Source organism: Rhizobium sp. BK512 (assembly GCF_014194915.1).
Classification (GTDB): Bacteria; Pseudomonadota; Alphaproteobacteria; order Rhizobiales; family Rhizobiaceae; genus Rhizobium.
The window spans coordinates 39963-64614 of the sequence record NZ_JACIAS010000009.1; the positions used below are offsets into that span (position 1 = coordinate 39963).

Consider the following 24652-nt stretch of genomic DNA (forward strand, 5'->3'; position numbering starts at 1 on the left):
AGACCGGCATGTTGTCATGAACCTCATTCATGGGTGGGGGATAATCGGACCGTAGGCTTCTAGCTGAAAGCCGCGTTCATGCCAGGAACTGTCGGTCGAAAATTCCGCCTTCCGCCAGCATCTCCTCCGCCGTGTCCACGTCGGCAAGAGCGGCCTCGCCTATTTCAACGTCAAGGACCGGAACGTCTCCCATTTCGATCAGCGAACGAGCGCCGACATCTCCGGTCAGATTTTGAAGATCGTTGTAAAGGTCGTGAGGGAAGATGACGGGATTGCCTGGCGATCCGCTTCCAACGGCGCGCGCGATGACCCTCCCTTGGCCGCAACGGAAGGCCGCGATCAATGTATCAATATGGCCAGTTGAAAGCCTCGGCATGTCGGCGAGCATGATCATGATACCGCCGGGACAGCCCTTCGATGCCGCCTTCACGCCGGTCCGCAATGAACCGGCAATGCCTGATGCATATTCGGCGTTGTGTATGACCTCGCACGGCAGGTCGCGAACCTGCGCGGCAATTTCGGTACTTCGATGACCAGTGACCACGACCACCCTCCCGCAATCGGAGGCCAGAGCCGTGCTCACCGACCTCCGAACCAGCGACTGACCATCGAATAGGGCCAGGAGCTTGTGGCGCCGACCTTCGACCATTCGGCTCGAGCGCCCTGCGGCAAGAACCACTATTGCAACGGAAATCCTTGGATCGATCACCTTTCTCCTCATGGGTGAGCGGCAAGCCGCGCGGCTGCGACGTCAGCCAGCACCGACAGGGCGAGCGAGCTAGCGTCCCTCGTAGGGCTGAAGAACCCAATCGGCGCCTTTATCCGGTTAATGTCCGAATTCGCCCAGCCATGCTGTCGCAGGCGCTCTTTGCGGCGGCGGTGCGTGCGGGTGCTGCCGAGGGCGCCCACATAGAATGCAGGCGACGCTAGCGCGCGTTCCAGCACCTTGTCCTCGGCGTCGAGATCATGATGGAGGATCACGACGGCCGTGGCGTCGTCGATGGCGCACTTGACGCTCTGATCATCCAACACCACGTCGTAACCGGAGGCCTGCGCAACCGCAGCGACCGCCCGGGCCTCCAGGTTCCTCCCGGAGATCAGAAGCCTTGTTCGTGGCCGGTAGACGCTTATGAATTCCTCGTCGTGCCATGCGGACCCTTCCAAAGCGGCTACTACTGCAAGACGGTGCAGCGTCGGCGAATAGCGAAGCGCGGCGGAGCGTCGCTGACATAGACTGTCGATGGTCGCTCGTATCGCTCGGCCATCAAGCAGGACATGAATTGCGACCGTGATCCCGCCGCCGCACGGCAGCACGATATCGAAGAATGGCGATCCGTCGCCATAGCTGACCAGGCGGTCGCGCCCTTCGGCGATGGCGGCTACAGCTTCCGAAGCGACGGCCGCCTCGACGCATCCGCCGGATACGTAGCCGCAGTATCGCCCATCCCTCGAGATCGCCACGTGCGATCCGAGGGCACGGGCGGCACCACCTCTGATTTCGACAAGGGTCGCAAGTGCAGCGCCACCCTTGTCGAAGGCGTCGGCGGCGAAGGTCAGGATCTCGACAGGATCGTCCGTTAAAGCCGAGCGAACCGGGGCCTGAATGACATTGCCAATCTGGTCCATCCCAACCTCCTAGGCCACGTCCGGCAATTCACCGATCAGCTTGTCGAGCGTGATCGGGTAGTGCCTGACGCGGACGCCGGTCGCGTTGTAGATCGCGTTGGCGATGGCCGCGGACACGCCGCAGAGGCCGAGCTCGCCGACGCCCTTCGCCTTCATCGGCGACGACATCGGATCGGTCTCGTCCAGGAAGATTACTTCTTGATGCGGGATGTCAGCATGAACTGGGACCTCGTAGCCAGCCAGATCGTGATTGACGAAGAAACCTCGACGCGTATCCACGGCCAGTTCCTCGCAGAGCGCACCGCCCGCTCCCATGGTCATCGCGCCAATGACCTGGCTTCGGGCAGTGATCGGATTGAGGATGCGACCAGCCGCACAGACAGCGAGCATTCGACGGATGCGCGTCTCTCCCGTGAAGGCGTCGACGCCGACTTCGACGAAATGGGCGCCGAAAGTCGACTGCTGGTGGGTCTTGGTCAGATCGCCCCATTCTATCGTGTCCTCGCCGACAAGGCCCTCATCGCCTGCGGCATCTGCAAGCGGAACTGACCGGTTGCCGGAGCGCACCTGCCCGTTCTCAAATACCGCATCCTCCGAGTTGAAGCCGAGCTTGGCCGCCACGGCCTCCCGGAGCTTTACGCAGGCCGCGTAGACGCCAGAGGTCGAAGAGTTGGCGCCAAACTGCCCGCCGGAACCTGCAGATACAGGAAAGCGAGAGTCACCGAGCTGAACTGCCACCTTGTCGATACCGACGCCCATCATCTCGGCGGCAGTCTGCGCAATGATGGTGTAGCTTCCGGTGCCGATGTCGGTCATGTCTGTCTCGACGGTAACGACGCCATCCTTGCCAAGCTTCACCCGCGCGCCGGAGGGCATCACGAGGTTGTCACGGAAGGCTGCCGCCATCCCCATGCCGATCAGCCAGTCGCCCTCCCTGCGCGACGCCGTCTTCGGTCGCTCGCTCCAGCGAAACTTCTCCGCTCCGAGCTTGAGGCAGCCGATCAGATTGCGCAGCGAGAACGGACGTTCGGGGTTTTCGGGATCGACCTGCGTGTCGTTGAGGATACGGAACTGGATCGGGTCCATCCCGACCTTTTCCGCAATTTCGTCGATGGCGATTTCCAGCGCCATGAGGCCTGGAGCCTCGCCAGGCGCGCGCATGGCATTGCCTTCCGGAAGATCGAGCGTCGCGAGGTGCATCGCCGTCATCCGGTTTGCCCCGGCATACAGAAGCCGGGTCTGGTTGACGGCGGTCTCTGGTCCGCCGCCTTCAAGGTCGCCCGACCAGCTCTCATGACCAATCGCGGTGATTTTGCCATCCGGTTCGGCACCGATCCGGATTCGCTGGATGGTGGCCGGGCGATGCGTGGTGTTGTTTGGCATAAGCGGACGCGGAAGGGCGACCTTGACCGGACGGCCGGCTGCCTTTGAACCGAAGGCTGCAAGCACGGCGTCGGCCCGCAGGAAGAGCTTGCCGCCGAAGCCTCCGCCGATGAAGGGCGACATCAGATGCACCTTCTCCTTGTCGACCCCAAGTGTCGTGGCCAGATCGGTGCGCCACCAGTCGATCATCTGGCTCGACGTCCAGACGGTCACTTCGTCACCGTCCCATACGGCGATTGAGGCGTGCGGCTCCATCATCGAATGAGACTGGTCAGGAGTAGTATAGGTCTCCTCCAAGGTTACGGCGGCGGACTTGAACGCACGCTCGAAGTCGCCGACCGCGGTTTCAGGCTTGGTCGATTCATCAGGCTTCTTCGCGGACGCCATGGCGGCGCGGAGATCGTAGGTGCCGTCCTCAGCCTCGTAGTCCACCTTGATCAGCCCGGCGGCGGCCCGCGCCTGTTCGAAGGTCTCGGCAACGACCACGGCGACGGCTTGATGGTAGTGCTGGATCTCGGACCCGCCGAACAACTTTGCAGTGTTGAACTTGCCTTTCTCGAGGTCGCCGACGTCGAGCGTGGTCACCACGGCGAGAACGCCGGGTGACTTCTTGGCTGCGGCGGTGTCGATCGACTTCACCTGGCCTTTGGCGATCGCCGAGCCTACGGGATAGCCGTAGACGTACGGCAGGTTCTTGTCGTGCCATTCGTAGGCGTATATCGCCCGGCCGGTGGTTTTCAGCTCGCCGTCGATGCGGTGGATGGGCTTGCCCACCACTTTGAGCTGGTCGATGGAGTTTATAGTCGCTGGCTTGTCGAACTGCATGATTAACCCCTTGCCTCTGCGATCACGGCCCTGAGCGTGCGCTCGACGAGGTCGACCTTGAAACGGTTCTGCTCCGTCGGCCGGGCGTCAGCCATGAGGACGGCTGCCGCAGCTTTTGCGCCATTTTCAAGTTCGGCGTCCGCCTGACCGATACGCCAAGGCTTGTGCGCAACGCCGCCAACCGCGACCCGGCCCTTGCCGTCCGGTTGGATGACAGCACCGACAGACACGAGTGCAAACGCATAGGACGCGCGGTCCCTCACCTTCTTGTAGATGTGCTTGCCACCGATCGGCGGGGGCAGCACCACTGAGGTGATGAATTCGCCTTGATCGAGGGCGGTCTCGATATGAGGGGTTTTTCCTGGAAGCTTATGGAAGTCCGCGATCGGGATCGATCGTCGGGACCCGTCTGCCTTAACCGTCTCCACGACAGCGTCGAGGACACGCATGGCGATCGCCATGTCACTTGGATGGGTGGCGATACAAGCGTCGCTCACTCCCACGACGCCGAGTTGGCGCGTGACGCCGCCGATGGCCGAGCACCCGCTGCCGGGCTGACGCTTGTTGCACGGCTGGTTTCGATCATAAAAGTACGGACAGCGCGTGCGCTGAAGCAAATTGCCTGCCGTCGTCGCCTTGTTCCGGAGCTGGCCAGAAGCGCCTGCCACCAGTGCTCGCGACAAGAGCCCGTAGTCTCGACGCACAGTTTCGTTGGCTGCCAGGGCAGTATTGCGTACGAGGGCGCCAATTCTCAGGCCTCCATCGCTTGTCGCCTCGATCGTGTCCAGGCCGAGACCGTTTACATCGATCAGATGCGCGGGCCGCTCGATCTCGAGCTTCATCAGATCGAGGAGGTTCGTGCCGCCGGCGATGAATTTTGCTTCCGGGTTCGAGGTCGCGGCCTGGGCTGCCGCCTCGATCGATTGCGCACGCTCGTAGGTGAAGGCTCTCATGCTTCGATCCCTCCCGCTTCAGAAATAGCTTCGAGGATGTTCGAATAGGCTCCGCACCGACAGATATTCCCGCTCATGCGTTCGCGCACTTCCGCCGCCGTCAGCTTTGCCGCTTCTGTCAGGTCACCGGTAACGTGGCTCGGAATGTTCGCCCTGATTTCTTCAAGAACCGCGATGGAGGAACAGATCTGGCCGGGGGTGCAGTAGCCGCACTGGAAGCCGTCGTGTTTGACGAAGGCCGCCTGCATCGGATGCAGTTTGCCGGGCTGACCCAGTCCTTCGATCGTCGTGATCTCGCCGTCTTCGTGCATGACGGCGAGCGACAGACAGGAGTTGATCCGCTGGCCGTCGACCATCACGGTGCATGCACCGCATTGGCCGTGGTCGCAGCCCTTTTTCGTACCGGTCAGATGCAGGTGCTCACGGAGAGCGTCGAGAAGCGTCGTCCTGTTGTCGACATCCAGCTCCCGGCGCTCGCCGTTGACGGTGAACGCCACAGGCGTCGTAAATTTCATATCGTCTCCAGATGACTGGGCGGCCGCGCTCCCTGTGGCGGTCCCCGTGACCACGACCGTGGCGGCTGACGATATAAGGAGCTCCCGTCGAGAAAGTTCCAGTTGGTTGAAGTCCGACATTCTTCGCTCTCCTTACGTTGGCGCGTTTGCGGAACGAAGACGGAGGTGCCTTCGATCCGTTCGGGCGAGATAGGATTTTCGATAACGCAGATTAGATGCTCTAGTTCGCATGCAGTCATCGCTGCAGTTCATAAATGCTTGCCGCAGGCGCCGCCCGTTCCCGCTCGCATCTATGAACTACTGATATAAGCGCATGCCATTCATCTCGACTAATCAGATCAATCCGACGGCGTTGTCTTCGTCACGTTGAATGAGGATGGCTTTGATGAGGCAATTTAAGATTCTGGTGATCGGGGGAACGGGAAGCGTCGGTCGGCTCGTTGTGTCCGAAGCTCTTGCGAAAGGTCATAAGGTTCGAGCGCTTGTTCGCAATGCCGCCCGCGCCAGCCGTCTGCCAGCCGTCGAGACCGCGGTCGGCGACGTGACCAAGCCCGAGACGCTCGCGGCCGCACTCGAAGGGATCGACGCCGTCGTCCTCACCGTCAACGCCGACGGCCAGGGCAGGCAAGCGGCAGAAGCCGTCTACTACCGCGGCGTACGCGACCTCATTGCATCGATTGGCGGCCGTCCGGTTCGGATCGCCCTGATGACCACGATCGGCGTCACCGAGCGCCGTGGCAGCTACAATCGCACGAACGAAGGGCACGACTGGAAGCGTCGAAATAGGAGATCTATTTTGTATCAAGTCTGGGAGGCCGCTGCTTAAGCGTCAGGAGAACCTCTGGCGGAAAAGCCATCGTCAGCCTGCTTCTGATATAAAAGGCCGTTCGCTCGCGCCTTTATCGTATTGTTTTCCTTGATGTCGTGTTTGATGGAAGTCGCGATTCTGACAAAACCATGATAAAAATGTAATCAGCCACGCTCTAGTTTTTTACGAGGTTGCGGGCAACGGATCAGTGCCTTCACTGAGGATCGCCAGATACCGCCTATAGATGAAGACACGTCCTCGCTTCCGGCCGGTCAACTTTCGAGTGACGGATGGCCTATGCACCAAACGGAAGTTCAATTTCTTCGCGGTTTCTTTTTGCGCCCTCGAGCAGGACCGTGTTGAGCCGCTCGGCATCTTGTGCCGGCAGCATTCCCGCCCCGGTTCGAATACCTTCCTGCCACGCAGGTCCGCGCTCCCATGCTTCGCTGTAGGCGAGCGCCAAGTCGGCAGATCGCCTTGTCTGCTGCAGGGCTTCAAAGAGCAGCGCAGCTTGACGAACGTCCTTGTCTCGCTTCACCGGCCCCTGCCCGTCAGTGTTTCGACGGCTGGCGACTATGAGCTTGTGGACCGCATACCGGGACGGATCAGGGACGACGACTGAGACCCCGCTTCGGTGGAGCAGCATTGTCCTGACGGGTTCTCTTATGAGGAAGTCGAGAAAGCGCAGTGGATCCGCGCTGGCGCCACCAAGTGCGGGCATCTTCGCCGGCTGGTCGATGTAGTCATCCGAACCACGATTCGATGTCAGAAATTCAACCCTGTAACCATCAGCATTCTGAAACGCCGACGAGGCAGCGGATCCCGATCGATGTGGAACTGGCCGGAAGCTGGCGTCGACGCTCTGCAACAGCTCAACAATCGGAGGCAGACTGTCTTCTACCTCCCGACTGATGGCATAGTCCTGAGCGATATCCGCATCGCCGGTCAGGATCGCAGCCATGGGAAGGCGGACGCCTAGAAGTCCGGAATAGCACTGAAAGGCCACCGTGCCGACGAGAACACCTCGGAGACGAAAGAGACCGCCATCGGCAAGAGCCTCGACGATGTCACCCGACATCGCATCAGGGGCGATCATACCGCCTTCGCGGGTCAGGGTATTTACCAAGCGCCTGCGAGCGCGTAGATCGTCCTTGTCCCGCTTGTGATCAGCTACGCGCTGCGCGATAACCGGATCATCAGCAGAACCGACGTAACGACGTTTCGTACCACCATGTCCATCAGGGATGTCGAAATACCAGTATTTGCGCCCCTTGATGTTCGCCGGGGTGAACCGACCCTCTGGAGGGAAATCGGCCGTCCATGCGGCGTCGAGCGTGCGCTGACCTAGCTCAGCGAGCATCGTCTGATACATCAGGTCGATTGACTTCATAGCCTCGACTCCTGTGTTATACTGTTTTTCAAAAACAGTATAACGATCGAGGGGATAGGTCGCAAGGATAGGGGGATCGAAATCCCCGGCTAGTAGGCGCAGCAGGCGGATTCGCTCAAAGACCGCTGTGCGGGCCGTTGAAGAAGTCAGGTACTGCGGCTAGCTTGTCAGTTAAAAATTTACCTCACCCTGGGGCTGCAGTCGACCTTAGCCTCACGTCGACGCGACACCCTTTCTCAGAGGGCCTCCTGTTCACCTCACCGTCAAACTGGGATGCCATCAATTTCACGAGCTTTGATCCCACTCCTTCCCCAAGGTCTGGAGGGCAACCCGCGCCGTTGTCCTCGACCGTAACCAGGATGGCGTCTGCTTCGGCCACCAGCGTTATCTCTACGTTTCCGCCGTTGTCATCCGGGAAGGCATATTTGAAGGCGTTCGTGACCAGCTCGTTGACGATCAGACCTATGGACGACGCGTGGTTGGTGGGCAGAAGAAGATGAGGACACCTAACTCTGAGCGCGATCGGCCTGACATCGCGGAGTAGATCAGCCAGACCGTGTGTTAGCTCTCCCAGATAGTCGGCAATGTCGATAGAGGCTCCATTTTCGTGGCTAGCCTGAAGATGGCGGTGAACCTGCGCGATAACATTGAGGCGCGAAACGGACGCATCAAGGGCAGCACGAGCCGGCCCCTGCTCCAAGGTTCGAGCTTGAAGGCGCAGGAGCGAGGCGACGGTGGCCAGATCGTTCTTAGTGCGATGCCCTAGCTCTTCCAGCTGGACGGCCCTCGCCTTTTCCATGCGATCGAGCTTCGTCACCGCCCGCCTAAGGGCCTCGGTGATCATCGTTATTCCGCAACCAATCACAACGAACAGGACGACGGCGAACCATTGGTCGGCACCAATGGACAAGCTCCATTCGGGAGGAATGAAAATCCACGCGGCTATGATCGCGCTTAGGACGGTAGCGAGAAAGCCGGACCCTCGGTCGAACAATAGAGCTGCCAAGAAGACGGCAGGAACGAACAACAACAGAGGGTAGTTTTTGAGGGTTTCATCGAGGGCCATCCGCAGCAGAGCCGCCAACAGAACGATGCCAACGGTTATCGAATATCGAACGAGCGTCGACGACGGCGTTCTGGGGAGCACTGCAAGGAGGAGGTTTTCCATGACCACCTAAACTATCGCTCACGGCCAGGGTTCCAACGGGGAAGCCACCAGGGGGAACAAGCAACATATCCCATAGAGGCTTCCGATGTCCTTCAGGATTTGGACAAAACTACGCTACGACAGCTGGTTACACCATGTAGCACGGACTTAGGTCTGGTGCGCGTCCGTACGGACGATGTTCAAACAGTTTTGTCACCGTTTACCCTTGTACGGCTGGAGGTCTGCGAGCAGCGCAGCGCATGCGAGTGCTACGGTCCGGTCCGAGCCATTATTCAGGAAACGGCTGATCGATTGCGGGCTGCGGCCTAAGAGAGCTCCGCATTGGCTCTTATTCAAGCCCTTGGCCGACCGCATGGCCTCGAGCCAGTAAAGGAAATCCTCAACAGTCATTCTGGCCTCAATACTTCAAGCGCAATAGAGCTCATACCTCGGTCCCCTTGTAGAATTCGATCTCGCCGCAATCACGCCAGCGGACGGCAAGCGGGCCCGATCCATCATCAACCAGATATTGAGCATTGCCCCCGGCTGTGAGCCTTGCGGCCATCACGATAACGTCCTTGCGGGACTTAGGATCGAAGGCAAGACGCGGGGTATCAAAGCGCTGAGGCTCATTGGCCGATCGCATGCGTCGCGATGCCACCACCATGTCGACAAAAGTGCATTTACCATATTGGCCGTTTCGTTCGATCACCTTGCCCTCTGACATCCGAAGCAGTTCATCGGGGGTGAAAATCTCGGCCAGTTCATTGCGCTTGTATTCGCGCACGTATTCAACTGCGCCGTTCTTTGGCGATGTCTCGGTGCAAAGCAGATGGATGTGTAGAATTGGCATGGGGGCACCGGCATTGTTTCAATGTCGTTATTTCTCATTTTGTGAAGGATTTTGCGAGATAACTGCCGTCAAAACGAGGCCCTACTTTTGACGACCCGGTATTGGATGTCGCGCAGGACAGGCTGACGAGGGCGCGCGAGGCTAGGCGCAACGAACCCAACGCCTTCGGCTCGGCGGATACTGGACCCGCTTCGGGGAAGGAGGCTGGTTTCTTCACGGCGTCTTACAGGGCATATGGTACCGCGTGACGACCAAATCCGAGCGGGCGACCGAACTCGGTTTTCCCGACCAGGATATCGACGGCAGCTGCCTCGAATGGCTACGCTTTCGATGAAGGCAGTCATTCAAAATTCTGCTTTCGCTTCCACCACATCGACCGGGCGATTGCTAGCATGCGAAGGGTGGTGACGGCCAAAGGACCTCTCGCTTCTTTCAGCGCTAAACGATATGCACGATCTAACGGGAGGAGCATCCGATGATCCACGAATTGCGCATCTACACTTGTCTGCCGGGGAGGCTGCCGGCACTCCAGCAGCGTTTCGAGACGGCTGCCGAGAAGCTTCCGCTTTCCTCCGGTCGAGTATTCCCGTGGCTGCCCAAGCGTTCCCAGATCGCCAGCGTCGGCCGCCGTCGTCAAACACTTCGGCGACCACTACTACTCGAAACGTTCGTCTCCTGGTGAACCTAGATGGTAGTTTTTTGCGTGAAACAGCTTGGCACCGGCCCATTGATACGGTGTGGGCCGCTCGTTGCTCCCGTTGACGCAAATAATGTCGCACAATCTCCACCGCTAGCCAGCCCATTAAACAGACTTTGCTGCAGCGCAGTCATGCTAAGGGCGGCGACAGGGCCAGGTTGCGTATTCCGCGTCGATGGCCCTCCTGTCCAACCTATGGAAGTTGAGGTCGCGTGCTGTGTCACCTAACGTGACCGAGATGACGAAGGCGATGAGTTTTCCGGTTCCTCATCGCAGAGTACCGCGGCGGGCAAAGGTGAGTAGGCGATCAGACGTCTGAGCAAGGTGATGAAAACGGCGGCATGACAGACGACCGAGCGCATAGCCAATACACGAATTTCCGCAACGTTGACCGTTTAATCCGCCTTCGCCGCATGCGCGGGTTGGCGCGGCTCATGGACACCGCGCTGAGCGTTCCCGGAACACGCTTTTCGTTTGGGGCAGATTCGATCATCGGGTTGGTCCCGGGTATTGGTGACTTCGCCGGGGCTGCGATCAGTCTCTACATCGTCAATGAGGCCCGGCGGCTTGGCGTGCCGAATGACAAGCTTTTTAGGATGCTGGTCAATATCGGTTTCGATGCGGCGGCCGGGAGCGTTCCGTTGGTCGGGGACCTGTTTGACGTCTACTTCAAATCCAACCGCCGTAATCTCGACCTCGTTCTGGATCACTTCGGTCTTGACCATTCCGATCTCGATCGCAAACCTCCCGACAGGTGAGTGAACCGGCCTGTTCGGCCGGTACGCTCACTCAATATCCGTAGCGCCAATCAAGTTCATTGAGGACAGCCTGAACCTCATCGATGGAAACCGGCTCCGGTGCCCCTGGCATATGGCGGAACGCCGGCTTCGAGTCGCCCGCGTAGAAGTCCGAGGCCCATGACGCCAGGATCGTCCGTTTGTCGTCTGCGGAAAGTGCAGGCGCTGTTACCACCTCGAGCGGCCGCTCAATCTCCACGCCCTGAAGGAGGATCTTCGGACCCAGCAGCGGCGCTGCTTGCGGCCTGCCGCAACATCTCGTGCATACCGGCCTCCTTAGCGAACGTGCGGATCTTTGTCATGCCAGCGGCGGGAGGCGGCATGAAGACCCGCCCGAGCCACGAAACCTTGGCCGCGCCAATGGTATCGTGGTCGGGCGACGGTATACCGGCACACCCCTCATCTACCCGGCCGCACGAGAGACCGCGCAATATCGATGATGTCATCGCGTGCCGCCGTCGGATCCTCCCTGTTCCAGGCAACCCCGAGGCCGATCTTGAAATCGACGCCCCTCACCTTCTTCAGCTCGAACCCGCGGTTCGGCAGATCCTGCGTCCATTCCGGCACGAAGCCGATGCCAAGCCCGGCCGAGACCAGCGACACCAGCGAGAAGGTGTCGTCGCAGGTGTAGGCGACATTGTCGGTCAGATCATGCTCCTCGAACTTCTCGGCAAAATAGCGCTCGCTGTAGGAGAGGTTCTGACGGGAAAAGGAGATGATCTTCTCCGAGCGCAGATCCTCGAGATCGATCTCGCTCTTCAACGACAGCGGGCTCTGCTTGGCCACCGCCAGCAGATAGCGCTCATGGGCAATCGAGAAGAAGCGCAAGGAGCCGATATTCTCCACCGGCCGGATGAAGCCGAGATTGATGCGGCCCGCCTCGATATGACGGATGATGTCATCGGTGGTGCCGCTTTCGATATGCATGCGGATATCGGGATACTTCCTGCCGATACGCGAGAGGAATGCCGGCAGCACCCCGATCGTTGCCGGATAGACCGTGCCGATCGCAATCTTGCGTGTCGTATTGCCGGCGATTGAGCGGACGATCTCCTTCGACAGTTCCAGCTCGCTGATCATCCTGACCGAGCGCTCGTAGAAGGAGGCCCCTGCCCGCGTCAGTTCCACCCGCCTGGTCGTTCGCAGCAACAGCTGCACGCCGAGTTCCTTCTCGAGCGCCAGGATCGCATCCGACAGGCCTGACTGGGTGATGTTCACCTTGGCTGCCGCACGACCGAAATGCAGTTCCTCGGCCACCGCAACGAAGTAAGAAAGCTGGCGTAGTTCCACGGACTACCTCCGACGCGCGTGCCTAGATTGCAACCGCGCCTCGCAAAAGATAAGTTGGAGCTTCGTAACACAGTAAACTTTCGTTTTCAATATCAAACTTTCGGAAAAAGAAAGTTTTATGATCAGGCCACCGCAATGCCGCGCCGCGAGAGCGCTACTGAATTGGACCCAAGGCGATCTCGCCGAGCAGACGGCGATCAGCGCGGTGTCAATTCGTGCGTTCGAAAAAGGCGGCGAGATGCGAGAAAGCAACCTTCGGCTGATCAAGCTAACCTTCGAGTCCGCAGGCATCATCTTTCAGGATGAAGGAGAGATGATTCAAGGCGGAATCGGCGTTCGGCTCAAGTCGGTTTCAGAAGCAAGTTGATCTATTGCTTGTCAATGCACCCCTCTCTTGGCCGCCTTAAAGGAAGCTGAATGTGCCCTTTCAACTAGGGTTTCGGCCCCGCCGAAGTCTACTGCGCGGTATTATCCAGTTGTTGTCCTAAACATATCGTGCTCGTTTTCTCTCACTTTGTCTCACCGACATACCATCTCCAGGCCAGCTCGCGGGGAGACTTCTTCCCTCTGGCGACAGATTTGCGAGGAAAGATTCGCCCGTAGTGTCGCTCTACCGATAGACGCGAGGTCTGGAGAGGTCGAGAGGTCCCGGTGGGTTCGCTCGAAGCTCGGGAAGCCGCTCAAACATGTGCGGCGCGGTGACAGGCGGTTCAGCAAGCGAGAGCCAGGAGGCCCAGTTCCGCGCGGCGTTTTGAACGCTTTGGTCGAATCCTTGCGTTGAACCGCGGAACAGGACGCCGAAGGAACCTTTACAATGCGAATTGGCTGGAGGATCTGGTTGCGGGGGCCTGATGGCATGCAGACTTGTAGATTTGGGCGCCTTGATCAGATCAGAACCGACGACCCCGCTATTGATCGGCGATGAACACCCGGCCAGCGAGCAGAGACGCAGGTTCGAGAAGCCACTTTTCATCCAATCGATAGTCTCATCGAGCTATCATCGGAACTTCACGCCCCACACGTTCGTCCTACTCAGGCATCGGACGTAAGAAACCGACAGGAGACTGGGATGAAGGATAACCCAACGTCGGCCTTGCAAACGTCGCAAACACGATCGAGCAGCTCGCGAGACCTGAGTTGAAACCCAGAACTGATTGCGTTGTTTCGAGGAAAGTATCCCGGCTTGCCAAGAAAGAGATCTCACGTGCCGCGTTCTACGTGGTCATCGTCACCTCCGAACAGAAATCGGAATGTGTTTCCGAACTGCATCATCTGGCGTTGGAAACATCAAATAGTTAGCACGACACCAAGCTCAACCACCACCAAAAGGCGACGAGAGGTTGGCCGTCCAGCCGCGATCTCTTTCGGAACGCCATAGACTCTACGACGGTTCATCTGGTCACCCAACACACTCGAACGTTCCGGACTGCTCGTCTCAAGCAAACGTTGATCCAGAGGTTCCGACAACGCACAAGAATGCTGCGAGCATCAGGCGATATTGGAAAGCGCATCAATCGGAGCGGCGTTCAACAGTCTTCACCGCCATATGGCGAACCACTCCTACCGCTTCGTTATGGCCGTTATGCTTGGCGACAAAGTCTCGGCATAGGAACAACAGTCCCGCTCGTACCCTGGCCCGGTCCAACGTGGTCGCAGGTTTAGGGTGGTCTTTCCGGTAAATCGTGCTGAAGTCCCAAACAGCCCTCCTGAACTACAAGCTGGGAAGTAGATATCAAATGAGCAGCGGAAAGTGGAGTTGCAGCCAGCTGTTATCTCCCGGACTCGGTCAATTCACTGTGTTTGGCGTTGGAAGGTTTGGGCGTCTGGATTCAACCGGTCGTGACGAATGGCCGCCTTCTAATCAGAAGAAATGCTGCCAGTATCTTTAATCTATTCGCGACCAATGTACGTCTTTCTTAGTACGGTTGAGAAGACCGATAGTAAAAACTAAATTTATTGAACGGTTTCGAGTTGATTCTGGTTGAAAATAACAATGCAAACGAGTATTGTCTGCGATCATATATAAGCATGCATTTCGATGGCAATGCAGCCCGTAGGTTGAGGGAGAGCGAAGCTTTGTCCGCAAATGAGACAATTTCAACGAATTGAGCAAATTGCTCCGAGCGGTAGCGCCTCGTCCAGCGTTTGGGCGAACCGAAGCCAGACATAACTTGCCGACGCCAATTTGCTGAAATGAGTGGGGCGCTCCATGAGTCAAGAACTGCACTTTGATCTCTCACCCAATGACAGTGAAACTAAGTTGAGGTGGAAGACGACGGGACCTTATTCAAAGCCGCTGCGGTTGCCGTCGGCAACTCTCCGAGACCGTAGCCGGCGAGTACGGGAGGCCTTGAACGCACTAAATGAATACGTCCGACAAAATCCAACGATGGAGGAGGCGAGAGATCCAGGCTGGGGGCGGTATCGTGACGCCTTGCAGAATTTAAAGGAAAAGGGACGCATGTTGCGAAGCGCCATTTTCCGCGCTGATGCGGCAGGCGCTGAAGCTCTCGAAAGCGTAATCAAGGGCCTACCAGTTGGAACACCCCTCAATGTATTTTGCAACGATGGCGAAGTCACATTGCCCCTTGGCTTCTTGTTTGACGCCGAGATCTTGCCAACCGTTATAAACGGTAAGCCTTCTGTTCATGACTTTGCTGACTTCTGGCTCTTTCGTTTTAAGTTGACGATGTTCGTGGAAGGGGGAGGTTGCGAGGGCGAGTTAGGTGCCGACCCAAATGCCTTTAAAGCGCTTTACGCACTTCACGAAACAGCGCTCGGCAATGCCGCCAGCATTATGGAAGCTCAGTTACTAGAAGCAGAACTCCAGCATCTGAAAAGGCTGTTGAACGTAGATGTCGGCACGAAATTAGATTGGAATGAAACTGCCATCGCATGGCGTGACATCCGAGAAATGGACAACATTATTTTCGTTTTCGCGCATTCCGACGGCGATAGCATAGAACTTAGTAATTGTTCTCAAAAGGATTGCTTAACGATCGCCGAAATATTGGAAAAAGGCGGCAGCGAACATCCAACGCTTTTAATTTTGAATTGCTGTTTGTCGGCAAGCGGAAAGGAGGGTGCTTCCCTATTGTCGGTCATCGCCAGAAAAGGTTTCTGCGGCATGATCGGAACTGAAGCCGAAATCCTCAATACCTATGCACTTCGGTGTGGTACACGCCTTATGTGGGAACTCTGCGCGAATGGAGCGCGGTTGGGAGACGCATTCGAGTCGATGCGGTACGATCCTGATCTATTCCCACTAAATCTATTTTACACCTGCTATGCCGATCGACGATTCCACCTCACTCAGCCGCTGACTGAGTTGATGAGGGCATGAGCCATGGACCAGTTTTTCAGCGAGTGGCCGAAAAAACCCTATAAAGGTCTGGCTTACTACCGCGAGGTAGATGCACCCCTCTTTGGGGAACGAGAGCAACATGTTCGGGATTGCGCGGATCTCCTTTTAAGCTATGGCGTGAAAATAATCGTGCTTCAAGGCTCGAGCGGGGCGGGCAAATCATCGTTCCTACGCGCCGGACTCATCCCCTACCTAAAATCTAATTCGGGCATGGGCAGCGATGACCGAAAACACTGCTATTTCTTCAACTGTGGGGATAGCGTCATCCGATGCACATCGAATCCTATGCTTGAAATCGCTGGGACGATCTTGCGTGCCGTGGGTGAAGAGACTCCTCTCCTGGGTGGAACGGCGAGCGATGTGGGGATCGATGAAAAAAAGCGTCAGGTGATTACCAATCTGCTGAATGATGCTCAAATTATAGGACCGGCCGCACTGGTCGATAGGATTGTTGAGGCTCTTATCAAAATCGCTGCCGATCTCCCTGGAAAGCTTGTTTTAGTCTTGGATCAGGCAGAGGAGGTTCTCACGCGTACCACCGGTCAACTGGAGGGGAACCAATCATCGGCCGCCTTCTTTGGATTTCTCGAGAAAATTTACCTCCGGAACGCGGACCTGCGAATCTTGATTGCGATGCGCACGGAGTACTACGGCCGCTTTCGAGACGAACTCAAAATTGCAGACAATCGTTTAAGTGACCGACCACGAAGTGGCGGGATAGCGCCCTATTTGCTTCGGCCCGTAAGAGAGCGCGATGCACTGATCCGAGTAATTTTGGCCCCGACCCGCGCGGTCGGCATCAACGGAAAGTCAGTATATAATTTTGGGTTTGACCCCAATGTTGTAGAAACAATAGTGGCGGACTTGCTAGGGGAATTCCCCCACGCATCTGTTATGCCCGCATTGCAGGTAGTATGCTCGAGCCTTCATGAATGTCGGCGAAACGGCAATCGCAAAATTTCCCTTCGAGAATATACTGAAAAGGGTGGAGTCCGGGGAATTCTCCGCGCGTATTTTCAGCACGGCCTGGAATGCACTGGCGCCATCTCAGGCGCACAGACAGACAAGTGGTACCAGGTCCTCCATTCGCTTGTTAGCCGTCAGGGCGGAGGCACAATCGTTTCGCTAAACGAGACACTCGAGGACCTGGTTTTAAAAGCGAAGGTAAATGGGATAACAGGTGATATCCCACGGATCCTGAGAAAGCTGACGCAAGACCCTGCCCCTCTGTTAAGGGGAGAGCCTCCGGATAGGCCTCGCACATTCTCATTGAAGCACGATATGCTCGCTGTAGCGCTATCAAGGTGGCATGACGAGCGGCAGGGAGCGCTGAAAGTCCAAACCGAAGAGGCGGGGAAGCGCAAGCTTATTATTTACGCAGCGGCGTTCATGGTCGCCTTGCTGACCGCCATCGCTGCCGTGGTAGCATACGTCGCGTACGATAGAGCGGTTGCTTCGCTTAAGTCAAAAAATAAGGCGACGAACCTTACGAATGCATTTGCCGCACGCTCTCCCGCCGGTGACTTTCGGCTTAGTCTGCTCCTCTTAATCTCCAACCTAGATGCCACCACAAAGCCACCGCTGCTCGTGGAAAGGTTAGCCGGGGGAAATGGTGACATCGAACGGTCTACAATTGAGCAACTTCGTCAAGTGATGCTTCGCGTCCCATGGTTCTCTGGAAGCTACCGTGCCGTCGGGCTTGATCCTGGCGCCAATCGGGTAGCACTACTTGGAGATCGTAAGCTTCAGGTTTTACACTTTCCCAACGGACCCGAGATCCAATCCAATCCGAATTTCGGTGACGAAGGCTTCAACTTCGTGAAGCCGCAGGCAACCGGTTTTATCAGTTCGTCGACCGGTTTCGTTTCTGCACTTGGTCCGGTTGCGGTTCATCGGGGCGTCTTGTTCTTCAAGAACGCGGCCGGGGCTGTAGTTGAGCGAGATCTCTCGGGTAGTTTACCTGAGCGCCTGAAGGTGGGGTTCCCCCCTCGGTTCGATATTGTTAGCGGGCAACTACAGGGCACACGCCTGGCATTCGAGAACCAAAAGACCAGCATGCGTATCATCAGGCTCGATGCTGCAGATATTGCGAAGAATACTATTGCAATCCCGGACGAGGATCCGCCCCTACTCACGGAGCGTCCAGTAACGGGCTTCCCTCCTGTGTTGTCTGACATACCGAAAACCGATCAAATGTACGGTTTTCTAGGTGAGTCCAAGATCGCATCGTTTACGGCGGGATTACCAATCGAGCCTGATGCGGTGCTTAGCTTTGCGGGCCGTGGGCGAGCGCAAAGGGACGAAGGAGGGCTCTCACAGTTGGATCTTGTGATCGGCGATGTGGCAAGCAAGCTCGGCCGAAATGAGGTCCGCGAGCGCCGCATACCCGTAGCTATTGTACATTCCGAACCTGGCTTGCCCGACAGGAGGCGATCAACGTTCGCATTCGCAGCAAACCAAGGGGCCGGGATATTTAAGTTCGATGGGCCTTCGTTCTATATCTTCGATCTAGCAAAGATATGGAGCAATCCCAATGACCTACGGGTGCAACGATACAATGTCCGTCAGGTGGATTCGAATTTGCAGGTTCTGCCTGCGAGCCTCGGCATGTTACCGCCCCTGCTTGCTGCTGCTGAGACCAAAAGTGCGTGGCGTGCCGCTTGGCTTGCTTCAAACGGTGTGTGGGTGGTTGAGACTAGGGATGGAACCAACGACGCTTATCCAATTGTCGGTGGGCCATTGCTGAGCGGTGGCGGTGGCACCAAGCTCCAATTTACTTCGGACGGTGAATTTTTGATTTTGCAGCAGCAACGCCAATTCACTGGTCCGGTGCAGGTGCGCATTTGGGATTTGCGGCAATCCTGGCGAGATTGGATCTTGAATTCGGACGTTGAAACATTGCGAGCGGAGGCATGCCGGGTAGTCAAATCGGATGAGAGCGGCGGTAAATTCACTGAAGCGGAAGCACAACTTTTCGAGATCGCCGATGATCGGCGGCAACCGTGCGCCTGAACTTGGAGGGCTAGGTAATGAGGAACGCTTTCGGTCCAGTTATAGATTTTTGGGATGTTATTAGATCCGGTGCGATGCAGCTCCCTTCCGTGGAAAAAATTTCGCAAGACCGGTGTGAACCTCGAGATGAAACTGGCTATCCGATCCGCCGTGACCAAGAGTATTTCACAATTCGCGTTAGCGAAATGCATCTTGCTGAGAACCGCCAGTGGTGGACCGTCTATGACCCGCTGGTCGTGATTGTTACTGAATTCAATCATGGATCGGAGAGGGTCGTAATCCCATCGGTGATCGGCCCTAACCTAATTAAAAAACAGGAGGCATCCGATCAGCCGAAGCATGGAGTTGTGCTTCTCGACACGCGCGTCGTCGGTCCTCATCCCTATAAAGGGGGAGACGTCGACATCTCTGTCGGCTTCTATCGAGTTCAACGCGCAAACTATGTCAAGACGCTTCTCAAAGTGGTTGATAGTCTCGCCAACGCCCTAGGATCTCCCGGGGAAATGCAGATGATCGCAAAAACGGGAGGCGCGATTCTGGAGGGGCTTGAAGGGCTTCTGAGCCTAAGTGAAACCACCTATTTGGCGGGGCATCGGCTTTCTTTGGCGGTTTCGCCGATAGAAGGCTTCCGCGCAGGGTATTCGGCATTAATTACTCCGCCCAGACCCGAGAACCCTGCATTGTTAAAAGTAAAAAATCGACGCCTTTTTATGGAGCATAACTCGGAAGATTTGCCGTATCGAGAGTCTGATTTCGTCTTGCTGAGTGTCACAGGCTCAGACGCACGTGGTGATGAGAGCCTACTCCCGTTCTACTCTCTAAAGGTGGACGCGATGAATGCACTTTCCGACGGGGAAGATGGCCTGAAGCGGGCAAAGGCAAATCTTGTTGCCGCGTACCAGCAAATGAGAAAGTCCCCTGATATCACTCAGCAGGAAGCTGGAGACCTTTTTGAGGCTTGGCTGGCTGAGTTTGAAGTTGAAAAGAAACGGGCGGAAAGGCTCGGATCAATGCCAATTGGCGATAAAGAAACGATAGTTTCCTCTGACACCGCTGCTCTCAATAATGCCGTTGAGAGATTAGCGCTTTGAGTCGGACCTCGCGTTTGACTTGGAGACTGTCTAAAGGACGAGTTCGTCGTGGAGGGGAACTTTTCGCCGCGCTCGGTCGCTTCTTGGCTCTTGATGTTGGAGTGGACGGCCCCTGAACGGCATCGAAATGTGCCAGAATGAGCTGTTGAGATCTCAATCGAAGGGGCCGCCCATGGACAAGATTATTCGTATTGGCATGGATACGTCAAAGCATGTCTTCCAGTTGCATGGCGTGAATGCCGGAGAAGAGCCAGTCTTGCGGAAGAAAATGCGACGGAAGGAGATGATCGACTTCTTTACGACTTGCCCGCCTACTTCGGTCGCGATCGAGGCCTGCGGTGGTTCCCATCATTGGGCGCGGTTACTCGCCTCATTTGGACATGAGGTGAAGATGATCGCACCACAACTCGCCAAGCCTTACGTTAAGCGGAACAAGAATGACGCTGCCCACGCCGAAGGGCTGTGCGAGGCGATGGCCCGCCCAACGATGCGGTTTGTTCCGGTCAAGACAGTTGATGAGCAAGCAGCACTCATGCTGATCAGCGTCCGTACCCGTCTGATAGCCAACCGGACCCAACTCGCCAACGCTATACGGGGTTACGCCAATGAATTCGGCATTTCCGCAGCTAAGGGGCTAGCACATATTCCGATGCTGCTCGAAAGGATAAAAGTTGAGAAAACTGTGCCAGAGCTCGCGCAGGAATTGTTCATGAGCCAGGCCGAGGAATATGCTGAACTGGAGAAGAAGATTGCGGATGTGGAGGCCAAGGTAAAGGCATGGCAGCGCAACGACGAACGCAGCATACGCCTCAACACCATTCCCGGTATTGGCCCAATTGGTTCGGCTCTCTTGATCATGAAGACACCCGCTCCGGAGCTCTTTCAATCTGGCCGCCAGTTCGCAGCCTGGATAGGGTTGACGCCAAAAGATCACTCGACCGGCGGAAAGCTGCGTCTCGGTGGTATCACGCGAGCCGGCGATGAAGCTCTGCGGGCTATCCTGGTGAATGGAGCAACCGCTGTCATTCATCACGCGCGGCGATCTGGCAAGGCCTCTCGATGGTTGGCGGAACTGCTCAGGCGCAAGCCGCCTAAACTGGCAGCTGTCGCACTCGCCAACAAAATGGCGCGCATAGCTTGGAAACTCATGGTCTCCGGAGAAACGTACAGCGCACAATCGGTACCGGCTTTGAACGGGTGCGCCACATGAAGACTGGGAAGCAAGAACCAACTGTATCCTGATCTTCATCACGTGTAGACAATACTACAACTTGCAAGATAATAGCAGATGGTGTGATCGATCGATCCGGGACACTGGACACCCCGGTGATCCCTTCGGCCCGTCAAGGCCGCCTTGATGTTTGGGACCTGTGTTGCGGAAACCATCTTGGCCAGCGTTCATGCGCGAACGCAACAACAGGCCGGACATATGGACGCAAGCGATCAGATCAAATTATCTCGAAATATCTTGCGGGTCGGGGGCCGTCCACATAAGGGATGCGAACCTTCGGTCCGGTGTTTCAAACACCCCAAAAGTCAGCTAAGCCTCTGAGAATAGCGTGTTCGAGCACTATGGCTTGGCCGAAGTGGTCGACGAGGTGATCCCCTACGGAAGCATCATGGCCGGCGACTGGCAGAAGAATGCGCCCTGGCGGAAGAAGCGGCAGTAAACACTCCGGAAAGGCGGCGGCGGTTCGCCTTCCGTTACATCTGAAGAGCGTGGCGGGTAGAACGTAAGCGCGGTTTTCGACGCGCATTGACGGCAGTTGACGGATACTCGCGCTTAGCTGGGTAGCGATAGCCAGCTTTATCAGGCCGCAGTTGTCTTGGAGTAATTGAACGGCAGCAGGTCGCGAATGTCGGCGGCTTCTTGGCGCTGAGGCAACTCAGTGAGGAGGTGGCGCAGCCAGGATAGCGGGTCGACGCCACAGGCGCGGCAAGTCAGCATCAGACTGTAAATCACAGCGCTGGCCTTTGCGCCGTCGGCGGTATCGCTGAACAGCCACGATTTTCTTCCGGTCGCAAAAACTCTGATCTCGCGTTCCAGGATGTTGTTATCGATCGGCATCCTGCCTTCGGTGTAAGCGGTGTTTAGCTTGCACGTTGACCTCGGAGGCCGCTCCGAAAGCTACCGTTGCAACATTAGGGACAACAACGAGCCAATTGCGGTCATCTGCGGAATAGCTAAGGTTCGTGGCTGTGAGGCAAGCGCACGAGGTCACGTCGATGTCTAAGGTATTTGAGGTCCTAAAGCGCTTAGATGAAGCGAAAGTGCACTATTTCATCGGCAGGTATCGCTCTGATACGATTGACATTACGGCCACCGTTGTGGGCGAGCGTGTTGAGATTACCGTCTTCGAGGATGACCACGTCGAGGTGTCTCGCTTTGTCGGTAACGAGGAGGTGCTAAACGAAAGCGTTCTTGACGAGATTTTGCGAAGGGACGCTTGACCGCTTCGGCCGACTGCAGATTTTAGCCGCCTGTCCACCGCGAATAATTCCAAGGCATCAGCACATCGATCCGGCTCTGCTTGTCATTTGCGATGGAGGCGAGTGTGGCGGTCAGGTCGGCCATGCAACGAAAGCGACGTGCCGCTCGCACCTTGACTAAAATCCTATGATTGCATCCATGATGGGATGCGGCAACTATGCTCCACAACCGATCAAAAAATACCTCGCCGCAAATCAAAGCTGATGCCTCCGGTGGCTTCCCCAAAGCAGTTCACTAAAACGACATCGTGTTTCGTGAACGTGTGATCATCGCTCTGCCATTCCTTGAAGGCCATTTTCACCGCGTATAGTTTCGGAGGAGCCAAATGCGGCGCTCCCAACCTCTGCGTTTCTAGAGAATAGTCGCCAGGAATTCGCGCTAGTACGCTGCAACAATCCGGATTGATGTTCATGAAATTGGCGATGGACGTATACCGCCATGGATTGTTTTCCGCCCGCTGATTGCCGCTTTCGTGAGCTATGCCCGCTTCAACGTAGCGCCCTATCGCCCCTGCGATGATGGCTTGCGACGTTATGCTTCCGCAGTGGACTTTCTGTTCGGCAGAGAGGGCCTGATAAGGTGATCCGCGTGCATTATTGTCGGACAGCGTTGCGAGCCATTCGTACCCGAGATGCATAATGATCCCGCTCGACCAGAAGAGACCGGCGAGAAACGCGATCGAAAGCACAAACCTTGCGCGCAAGAACCAGCGCCTCATAGCATTTCCTTGGCCTTAATGTCCCGATTTGCGGAATATGCATGTCAGAGCTGGGTTCTTCCAGCGTGCGCAACGCAGTTGGGTTAATCAATGCTCAAGTCTGCTTCGGGCCGACGGGCGTCTACAACGCACGCGTTACTCCACCGCATAATTCCAAGGTAGGAGGTTATCTATTCGGCTCTGTTTGTGGCCATTCACTAGGGCGGTGAGCGTGCTGGTCAGGTAGGCAAGCGGATCGACGGCGTTGAGCTTGCAAGTTTCGATGAGCGAGGCGATGGTGGCCCAGTTCTCGGCCCCGGCGTCGTGACCGGCGAAGAGAGCGTTCTTCCGATTTAATGCTATCGGTCGGATGGTTCTCTCGACGGTGTTGTTGTCGATCTCGATGCGGCCGTCGGTCAGGAAAACACAAAGGCCGTCCCAGTATTTGGCGATATAGGCCAGAGCTTCGCCAAGCGGCGACTTGCCAGCGACGCGGGCGCGATGCTGCGTCAGCCACATCCGCATGTCGGCGATCAATGGCGCTGATCGTTCCTGCCGCCCGGCCAGGTGAGCCTCTGGGGAAAGACCCCGCAGCTCGTCTTCCATGCGATAGAGTTCGCCGATCCGCTTCACGCCTTCCACGGCAATCGGTGCCGAGCCGTTGCGGGTGATCTCGACCAGTTTACGCCGGGCATGCGCCCAACAATAGGCTAGCCGGATGTCGGGACCGACACGGTCCGGTGCGATCAGCCGATTATATCCGGCATAGCCGTCCACCTGAAGGATGCCCGCGAACCCTTGTAATATCCGCTCGGCATGTAACCCGCCGCGACCGGGTGCATAGGTGAAGGCCACCCCCGGCGGCGCACCTCCGCCCGACGGTCGGTCATCACGGGCCAGAGCCCAGAAGTATCCGGTCTTGATTTTACGGGAGCCGGGATCGAGCACCGGCGCACGGGTCTCGTCCATGAATAGTTTTGTCGATCGCTTCAGATCGGCGATCAGAGCGTTGAAGACCGGGCGCAGTTCGAAAGCAGCGCGACCCACCCAATCTGCCAGAGTGGATCGATCAAGATCAATGCCTTGGCGGCTCATGATCTGGGCCTGACGGTAAAGCGGCAGATGATCGGCATATTTGGACACAAGCACATGAGCAATGGTTGCCTCCGTGGGCAACCCGGCCGGGATCAGTCGTGCAGGCGCTGGAGCCTGAGTAACGCCGTCGGTGCAAGAACGGCAGGCATATTTGGGGCGACGGGTGACGACGACACGGAACTGCGCCGGAATGACATCCAGCCGCTCGGAGACGTCCTCACCGATGCAATGCAAGCCTCCGCCGCAAGCGCAGATCAGGTTTTCCGGCTTGATGATCTCCTCGACGCGAGGAAGGTGGGCGGGCAGAGAACCGCGATTGATGGCGCGGGGTTTGGGGTGCGGCTTCCCAGAAGGGCTATCGGCTTCATCTTCGGCATGGATGGCCGCTATGGCTGTTTCCAGGTCTTCGAGTGCGAGGTCGAATTGCTCGGGATCGGCCTTCTCGGACTTGCGACCGAAGGCCGCTTGCTTGAAAGCGGCGACCAGCTTCTCCAGCCGTTCGATCCGGTCATCCTTGCGAACTTCCCGCGCTTGCGCCGCGATCAGCATCGCCTTTAGCGCAGCAATATCGTCGGGAAGATCGGCGGCGTCCAACATGGTGAACGTCTATCAAAACCA

19 protein-coding genes and 2 pseudogenes are annotated in these 24652 nt (G+C 57.0%); 9 read left to right on the plus strand and 12 right to left on the minus strand.

The features are described 5' to 3' along the window. Window positions 1–76: 76 nt before the first annotated feature. Genes FHX06_RS27685 through paoA form a run of 5 tightly spaced genes read right to left on the minus strand, consistent with a single transcriptional unit; the run spans window position 77 to window position 5422 of the window. A complete protein-coding gene (locus FHX06_RS27685; RefSeq protein ID WP_183881537.1) occupies window positions 77–721 on the minus strand; it encodes an NTP transferase domain-containing protein in 645 nt (214 codons plus the stop codon). Beyond that, a complete protein-coding gene (locus tag FHX06_RS27690) occupies window positions 718–1626 on the minus strand; it encodes an XdhC family protein (RefSeq protein ID WP_183881539.1) in 909 nt (302 codons plus the stop codon). Before FHX06_RS27690 ends, FHX06_RS27685 begins: the two co-directional genes overlap by 4 nt. Before the next feature lie 9 nt (window positions 1627–1635). Next, window positions 1636–3834 (minus strand): aldehyde oxidoreductase molybdenum-binding subunit PaoC, encoded by a 2199-nt coding sequence (gene paoC / locus FHX06_RS27695; RefSeq protein WP_183881541.1) that lies wholly within the window; start codon window positions 3832–3834, stop codon window positions 1636–1638. A 2-nt stretch (window positions 3835–3836) separates the two neighbouring features. Continuing rightward, complete coding sequence (locus FHX06_RS27700; protein WP_183881543.1) at window positions 3837–4787, minus strand: FAD binding domain-containing protein; 951 nt, start codon at window positions 4785–4787, stop codon at window positions 3837–3839. Beyond that, complete coding sequence (gene paoA / locus FHX06_RS27705) at window positions 4784–5422, minus strand: aldehyde dehydrogenase iron-sulfur subunit PaoA (RefSeq protein ID WP_029616577.1); 639 nt, start codon at window positions 5420–5422, stop codon at window positions 4784–4786. Before paoA ends, FHX06_RS27700 begins: the two co-directional genes overlap by 4 nt. Before the next feature lie 265 nt (window positions 5423–5687). On the opposite strand from paoA, the gene FHX06_RS27710 reads away from it, so the two are divergent. Next, window positions 5688–6128: an NAD(P)H-binding protein gene (locus FHX06_RS27710; RefSeq protein ID WP_183881545.1), complete on the plus strand. Its 441-nt coding sequence runs from the start codon at window positions 5688–5690 to the stop codon at window positions 6126–6128. Window positions 6129–6405: 277 nt separating this feature from the next. On the opposite strand, the gene FHX06_RS27715 is transcribed toward FHX06_RS27710, so the two are convergent. From FHX06_RS27715 to FHX06_RS27725, 3 genes are all read right to left on the minus strand, one after another. After that, a complete protein-coding gene (locus FHX06_RS27715) occupies window positions 6406–7500 on the minus strand; it encodes a GSU2403 family nucleotidyltransferase fold protein (RefSeq protein ID WP_183881548.1) in 1095 nt (364 codons plus the stop codon). A 184-nt stretch (window positions 7501–7684) separates the two neighbouring features. Continuing rightward, window positions 7685–8668 (minus strand): sensor histidine kinase, encoded by a 984-nt coding sequence (locus FHX06_RS27720; protein WP_183881550.1) that lies wholly within the window; start codon window positions 8666–8668, stop codon window positions 7685–7687. A gap of 421 nt (window positions 8669–9089) precedes the next feature. Beyond that, a complete protein-coding gene (locus tag FHX06_RS27725; RefSeq protein ID WP_183881552.1) occupies window positions 9090–9434 on the minus strand; it encodes a hypothetical protein in 345 nt (114 codons plus the stop codon). A gap of 541 nt (window positions 9435–9975) precedes the next feature. Here FHX06_RS27725 and FHX06_RS27735 point away from each other — a divergent pair. Next, window positions 9976–10050 (plus strand): annotated as a pseudogene (locus FHX06_RS27735) (NIPSNAP family protein); the annotation flags it as partial. Window positions 10051–10538: 488 nt separating this feature from the next. After that, entirely contained in the window at window positions 10539–10955 is a 417-nt protein-coding gene (locus tag FHX06_RS27740) for a DUF4112 domain-containing protein (protein WP_183881554.1), read from the plus strand. 438 nt (window positions 10956–11393) lie between these two features. Here the strand turns inward: FHX06_RS27740 and FHX06_RS27745 are convergent, their stop codons facing one another. Further along, window positions 11394–12284, minus strand: coding sequence for a LysR family transcriptional regulator (locus FHX06_RS27745; RefSeq protein ID WP_183881556.1), 891 nt, complete (start codon window positions 12282–12284; stop codon window positions 11394–11396). Window positions 12285–12402: 118 nt separating this feature from the next. Between FHX06_RS27745 and FHX06_RS27750 the strand changes: the two genes are divergently transcribed. The 5 genes from FHX06_RS27750 (at window position 12403) to FHX06_RS27770 (ending at window position 20961) form a co-directional block, all read left to right on the plus strand. Then, window positions 12403–12651, plus strand: coding sequence for a helix-turn-helix transcriptional regulator (locus tag FHX06_RS27750; protein WP_183881558.1), 249 nt, complete (start codon window positions 12403–12405; stop codon window positions 12649–12651). Window positions 12652–14634: 1983 nt separating this feature from the next. Continuing rightward, entirely contained in the window at window positions 14635–15627 is a 993-nt protein-coding gene (locus tag FHX06_RS27755) for a hypothetical protein (protein WP_183881560.1), read from the plus strand. 3 nt (window positions 15628–15630) lie between these two features. Continuing rightward, entirely contained in the window at window positions 15631–18660 is a 3030-nt protein-coding gene (locus FHX06_RS27760) for a hypothetical protein (RefSeq protein ID WP_183881562.1), read from the plus strand. Between the two features lie 17 nt (window positions 18661–18677). After that, the gene (locus FHX06_RS27765) at window positions 18678–19751 is read left to right on the plus strand and encodes a hypothetical protein (RefSeq protein WP_183881564.1); all 1074 of its coding nucleotides are present in this window, start codon (window positions 18678–18680) and stop codon (window positions 19749–19751) included. Between the two features lie 172 nt (window positions 19752–19923). Then, window positions 19924–20961: an IS110 family transposase gene (locus FHX06_RS27770; RefSeq protein WP_183881566.1), complete on the plus strand. Its 1038-nt coding sequence runs from the start codon at window positions 19924–19926 to the stop codon at window positions 20959–20961. 600 nt (window positions 20962–21561) lie between these two features. Here FHX06_RS27770 and FHX06_RS27780 read toward each other — a convergent pair. After that, a pseudogene (locus FHX06_RS27780) lies at window positions 21562–21840 on the minus strand (transposase domain-containing protein); the annotation flags it as partial. Between the two features lie 137 nt (window positions 21841–21977). Here FHX06_RS27780 and FHX06_RS27785 point away from each other — a divergent pair. Then, on the plus strand, window positions 21978–22202 hold the full coding sequence (locus FHX06_RS27785; RefSeq protein WP_183881568.1) for a hypothetical protein: 225 nt from the start codon (window positions 21978–21980) through the stop codon (window positions 22200–22202). 212 nt (window positions 22203–22414) lie between these two features. Here FHX06_RS27785 and FHX06_RS27790 read toward each other — a convergent pair whose 3' ends face one another. Together FHX06_RS27790 and tnpC are read right to left on the minus strand one after the other, a co-directional pair. Beyond that, the gene (locus FHX06_RS27790; RefSeq protein ID WP_183881570.1) at window positions 22415–22960 is read right to left on the minus strand and encodes a hypothetical protein; all 546 of its coding nucleotides are present in this window, start codon (window positions 22958–22960) and stop codon (window positions 22415–22417) included. Window positions 22961–23095: 135 nt separating this feature from the next. Beyond that, complete coding sequence (tnpC, locus tag FHX06_RS27795) at window positions 23096–24631, minus strand: IS66 family transposase (protein WP_183881572.1); 1536 nt, start codon at window positions 24629–24631, stop codon at window positions 23096–23098. Window positions 24632–24652: the final 21 nt, after the last annotated feature.

Coding starts and splice junctions, on each gene's coding strand:
- FHX06_RS27685 (WP_183881537.1), bottom strand. CDS start 721: ATGAGGAGAAAGGTGATCGATCCAAGGATTTCCGTTGCAATAGTGGTT.
- FHX06_RS27690 (WP_183881539.1), bottom strand. CDS start 1,626: ATGGACCAGATTGGCAATGTCATTCAGGCCCCGGTTCGCTCGGCTTTA.
- paoC (WP_183881541.1), bottom strand. CDS start 3,834: ATGCAGTTCGACAAGCCAGCGACTATAAACTCCATCGACCAGCTCAAA.
- FHX06_RS27700 (WP_183881543.1), bottom strand. CDS start 4,787: ATGAGAGCCTTCACCTACGAGCGTGCGCAATCGATCGAGGCGGCAGCC.
- paoA (WP_029616577.1), bottom strand. CDS start 5,422: ATGTCGGACTTCAACCAACTGGAACTTTCTCGACGGGAGCTCCTTATA.
- FHX06_RS27710 (WP_183881545.1), top strand. CDS start 5,688: ATGAGGCAATTTAAGATTCTGGTGATCGGGGGAACGGGAAGCGTCGGT.
- FHX06_RS27715 (WP_183881548.1), bottom strand. CDS start 7,500: ATGAAGTCAATCGACCTGATGTATCAGACGATGCTCGCTGAGCTAGGT.
- FHX06_RS27720 (WP_183881550.1), bottom strand. CDS start 8,668: ATGGAAAACCTCCTCCTTGCAGTGCTCCCCAGAACGCCGTCGTCGACG.
- FHX06_RS27740 (WP_183881554.1), top strand. CDS start 10,539: ATGACAGACGACCGAGCGCATAGCCAATACACGAATTTCCGCAACGTT.
- FHX06_RS27750 (WP_183881558.1), top strand. CDS start 12,403: ATGATCAGGCCACCGCAATGCCGCGCCGCGAGAGCGCTACTGAATTGG.
- FHX06_RS27760 (WP_183881562.1), top strand. CDS start 15,631: ATGGACCAGTTTTTCAGCGAGTGGCCGAAAAAACCCTATAAAGGTCTG.
- FHX06_RS27765 (WP_183881564.1), top strand. CDS start 18,678: ATGAGGAACGCTTTCGGTCCAGTTATAGATTTTTGGGATGTTATTAGA.
- FHX06_RS27770 (WP_183881566.1), top strand. CDS start 19,924: ATGGACAAGATTATTCGTATTGGCATGGATACGTCAAAGCATGTCTTC.
- FHX06_RS27785 (WP_183881568.1), top strand. CDS start 21,978: ATGTCTAAGGTATTTGAGGTCCTAAAGCGCTTAGATGAAGCGAAAGTG.
- FHX06_RS27790 (WP_183881570.1), bottom strand. CDS start 22,960: ATGAGGCGCTGGTTCTTGCGCGCAAGGTTTGTGCTTTCGATCGCGTTT.
- tnpC (WP_183881572.1), bottom strand. CDS start 24,631: ATGTTGGACGCCGCCGATCTTCCCGACGATATTGCTGCGCTAAAGGCG.